We start from the raw sequence: 2,409 nt of genomic DNA, 5'->3' as shown, positions 1-2,409 counted from the left end.
GCTTGCTGGCGAACGCGGTGGGTCAGCTACAGACGGGTGACTGGCACACTCGGTTCGCCAGCAAGCCGGCTCCTACAACTGATCATGATCGTCAGTCAGGGCGCTTGACACTACCCCACAAAAAAACCCGCCCGGGTTTCCCACGGGCGGGTTTTTCATTTCAGCCTGACGCTGATCGGTTACGAACGACCTACAGTCGCCGGACCTTCAGCCACACCCAGATCATCCTCTGGACGGGTTTCCTCGATGGCTCGACTACCTGCGGCCAGCTCGGCCTGCATTTGCGGTACGTCCAGCTCTTTCACCCACTTGGCCACGACCAGCGTCGCGACTGCGTTACCGACCAGGTTGGTCAGCGCGCGCGCTTCGGACATGAAGCGGTCGATGCCCAGGATCAGCGCCAGACCGGCCACCGGCAGGTGACCGACGGCCGACAATGTAGCCGCCAGCACGATGAAGCCCGAACCGGTTACGCCTGCAGCGCCTTTGGAGGACAGCAGCAGAACGGCCAGCAGGGTGATCTGATGGGTGATGTCCATGTGGGTGTCGGTCGCCTGAGCGATAAACACGGCAGCCATGGTCAGGTAGATCGACGTACCGTCCAGGTTGAACGAGTAACCGGTCGGGATCACCAGACCTACGACGGATTTCTTCGCGCCCAGACGCTCCATCTTCACCAGCATGCGAGGCAGCGCTGACTCAGACGAGGAAGTCCCCAGCACGATCAGCAGTTCTTCGCGGATGTACTTGATCAGCTTCAGCACGCTGAAGCCGTGTGCACGAGCGATGGCGCCCAGCACCACCAGTACGAACAGCAGGCAGGTGATGTAGAAGCACAGCATCAGCTGGCCCAGTTGCACCAGCGAGCTCACGCCGTAAGCGCCGATGGTGAAGGCCATTGCGCCCAGCGCACCCAGCGGCGCCAGCTTCATGATCATGTTGATGATGTTGAACATGACATGGGCAAAGCGATCGATGAAGTCCAGTACCGGCTTGCCATAGGCACCCAGGCGATGCAGGGCGAAACCGAAGATCACCGAAAACATCAGTACCTGCAGGATATCGCCGTTGGCGAACGCGCCGACGATGGTGCCCGGGATCACGTTGAGCAGGAAGTTGACGACTGTCTGGTCCTTGCTCGCGGTCACATAGGAAGCGATTTTCGATGCATCCAGGGTAGCCGGGTCGATGTGCATGCCAGCGCCAGGCTGAACGACGTTGACCACGACCAGACCGATCAGCAGCGAAATGGTGGAGACGATTTCGAAATAGAGCAGCGCATAGCCACCGGTCTTGCCCACGGATTTCATGCTCTGCATGCCAGCAATGCCGCTGACGACGGTGCAGAAGATGATGGGAGCGATGACCATTTTGATCAGTTTGATGAACGCGTCACCAAAGGGTTTGAGCGATACGGCTGTTTCGGGATACCAGTGACCGAGGGCAATACCGATGATGATTGCAACGATCACCTGGGCGTACAGGGATTTGTAGATTGGCTGACGAGTCGTCATTGCAGTTTTCCTCAAGAGCCTCGGCCTGCATCATTCCTGATACACCGATGCCTAAAGTGCGAACCCCCCTGCCCGGAGGGATTTGTTGTTGTCGAGTTGCGCGCGGCAAACCTCTGCGCCCTCTATCGCAATCACCGTGCCATCTCCTGCAAATTCCCTGAAAGCCCCGAACGGCATGGACTGCCTCGTTAACGTTAGCCAAAAAACCCCACGCATGATGGCGGATTTCCGCCCATTCCCGAGAAAATTGCGTCTGGGTTGGCGGGTATCCGCCGCCGATCCTGTCACGATCAACTGTAAAAACCGGCTTACTGGCGAACGCGGTGTGTCAGGCAACTCAATCGTTATTGACCCACCGCCTTCGCTGCCGTCGTAACCTCCGACGTCTCCTACAAGTCTGCGGCGTGCCACGCATTTGACAGACCCACAATTGTAGGAGCCGGCTTGCTGGCGAATGCGGTGTGTCAGGCAACTCAATCGTTATTGAACCACCGCCTTCGCTGCCGTCGTAACCTCCGACGCCCTAAAAGTCCGCGGCGTGTCACGTATTTTGTGGCAAACCCACAATTGTAGGAGCCGGCTTGCTGGCGAACGCGGTGTGTCAGGCAGCTCAATCGTTATTGACCCACCCCTCCGCTGCCGTCGTAACCTCCGACGTCTCCAAAAGTCTGCGGCGTGCCACGCACTTGTGGCAGACCCACAATTGTAGGAGCCGGCTTGCTGGCGAACGCGGTCTGTCAGGCAGCTCAATCGTTATTGACCACCGACTTCGCTGTCGTCGTAACCTCCGACGTCTCCTACAAGTCCGCGGCGTGTCACGTATTTTGTGGCGAACGCGCAACTGTAGGAGCCGGCTTGCTGGCGAACGCGGTCTGTCACGCAGCTCACCTGTAAC

At 58.5% G+C, this 2,409-nt stretch carries 1 protein-coding gene; it reads right to left on the bottom strand.

Going from position 1 to position 2,409, the window contains the following annotated elements; all coding sequences use genetic code 11:
- Positions 1-179 precede the first annotated feature (179 nt).
- Positions 180-1,514, bottom strand: a complete 1,335-nt coding sequence (locus ACRER8_RS24070) for a dicarboxylate/amino acid:cation symporter (RefSeq protein ID WP_431748681.1) — start codon at positions 1,512-1,514, stop codon at positions 180-182.
- Positions 1,515-2,409 lie beyond the last annotated feature (895 nt).

The sequence above is a fragment of the Pseudomonas sp. genome (genome assembly GCF_050739935.1).
GTDB lineage: Bacteria > Pseudomonadota > Gammaproteobacteria > Pseudomonadales > Pseudomonadaceae > Aquipseudomonas.
The sequence above is the reverse complement of the archived record's forward strand: the minus strand, read 5'-3'. Positions and strand labels throughout refer to the sequence as shown.